1 protein-coding gene is annotated in these 2,097 nt (G+C 39.8%); it reads left to right on the top strand.

From position 1 onward, the window contains the following. Nucleotides 1-1,757 (top strand): MobA/MobL family protein (locus IV54_RS07800; protein WP_057878808.1); only part of this gene is annotated, 1,757 nt, incomplete at its 5' end. Nucleotides 1,758-2,097: the final 340 nt, after the last annotated feature.

Consider the following 2,097-nt stretch of genomic DNA (forward strand, 5'->3'; position numbering starts at 1 on the left):
AATTACTGACAAAATATGTGCAAGAAAATTTTGTCGATCAAGGTATGGTAGCTGACGTAGCAATTCATCGCGATCACCTAGACAATCCGCATGCACATGTGATGTTAACCAATCGCCCATTTAACCCCGATGGTAGTTGGGGATTAAAAGCAAAGACGCAATACATTAAAGATGAAAATGGCAAGCAACTTTTAACCAAAAGCGGGTTTCCAAAACAAAGAAAAATTTGGTTGGTTGATTGGGATAAAAAGGAAAAAATTAATGAGTGGCGGCATAATTGGGCAACAAGTGTTAATCAGTCTTTAGCACAAAAAAATATTCCGGATCGGATTAGTGAAAAATCGTTTGTCGATCAAGGGATTCAAGAGACACCTACCCAACACGAAGGCATTAACAGCCAAAGAAAAAATCGAAAAGTATTTAATCAACAAGTTAGAGCGCAAAGAAACGCTCAAGCTAAATATCATAATCTTGACGAAAAGATAAGAAATCATGAACATTTTGACGCGTTAACTGACGAGCTATCGTTCTCTGAAAAACACACAATTAGTCATCTAAGTCAGCAATTGAAAGCCTATGTCGATTTAGAACATTTAGATGATAAACAGCGCATGCTGTTTAATTGGAAAAACAGCTTATTAATCAAACATGCCATTGGTGAAGATGTAACCAAGCAACTGCTGACTATTGACCAGCAAACGACATCACTAGCACAAGCTAATCAGTTGTTAAATAAAGTGGTGGAACGAGCAACGAAAAAGCTTTATCCGGAACTTAATTTTGAACAGACAACCGCAGCTGAACGACGGGAACTGGTTAAAGAAACTAATAGTGAACAAACGATTTTCAAAGGTAGCGAATTGGCAGAACGGTTAGCGGATATTCGAAACGACTTATTAACCCAGCAATTATTGACGTTTACCAAGCGGCCATATACCAGCTGGCAGTTAGTTAATCAGCAGGTCCAAACAATTAAGAAGCAATTAACCACGGTACTAGCCAAACATGGTCACCAGTTAGACGATTTGAAGCATACTGATCGGGGCATGCTAGCCACTTATCAACCTAACGAACTCGAATTCATTTCTAAAGCGGTGAAAAATTTACGGGTCATGCGGGAAGTTAAAGCCGTAGTGCAAACTCAATACAACAGCATTCTAACGACTGCTTTTCCGGACAGTGACCTGGATAAGCTAGAGACGATTGATAAGGAGAAAATCTATACCGCTGTGGTTTACTATGACCCAGAATTAAAGCCATTAAGCGCCAATGATCTTAGTCAATTGCAACAGCAGCCACCGGTAGTCTTTACTAGTCAGCAACACCAAGCCGGTTTAAATTACCTGTTAGGTAAAATGGAATTAAAAGATATTCAGGATCATCGACTGCAACGGGTCTTAAAACATGATGGCACCCGGCAACTGTTTATCGGCGAATGTGGCCAAGATCCTAAGTTGGATCACCAACAAATTGAAATGGTGCAAACCCGTTTGAAACAACAGACAATGCGCTTTGATCAATATAAGCGAGCTCAAGTTAAGGACTATCAGGCCATTAATTACCATCCAACTAGCCCGAAAAATTACCTGACTAATATTTTGGACGAAGCCTTAATGACCATTTTATATGCGAAGAACACGGACTATCTAAGAAAACAGCAACTACGTGGACTAAAGGAGACCGAGTGGGAAATGACGAAAAAGCAACGGCAACATCAAACCCGGAACCGGCATGAAGATGGGGGCATGCACTTGTAATCTAAATGTAAAATTAAAGGCGCCTATAAGTATTTAAAAGGAACTACTGAAAATGGGGCTTATTATCAAGTGGCTTGGCAAAAATTAGCCGATGGCTACGTTGACCTTTATGGCACGACCCCGATTCAAATAAGATCATTGCCAACATTGAATGATATTTTTGAAGATGAGGAGGGGTAACTTATGCCAAATAAAGCAGATGTTAAGGCTTGAAAAGCACAATTAGTCGCCCAGGATGAACAGCAAATCCTAAAATTAACTGATAGTGACCAATTTAAAAAGTACCTCGATTTAAAATTGAAGTGCAACACCTGCTCTACTAGACCAGTTCTTGAGAGCG

Source organism: Levilactobacillus paucivorans, from assembly GCF_001437125.1.
GTDB classification, from domain to species: Bacteria; Bacillota; Bacilli; order Lactobacillales; family Lactobacillaceae; genus Levilactobacillus; species Levilactobacillus paucivorans.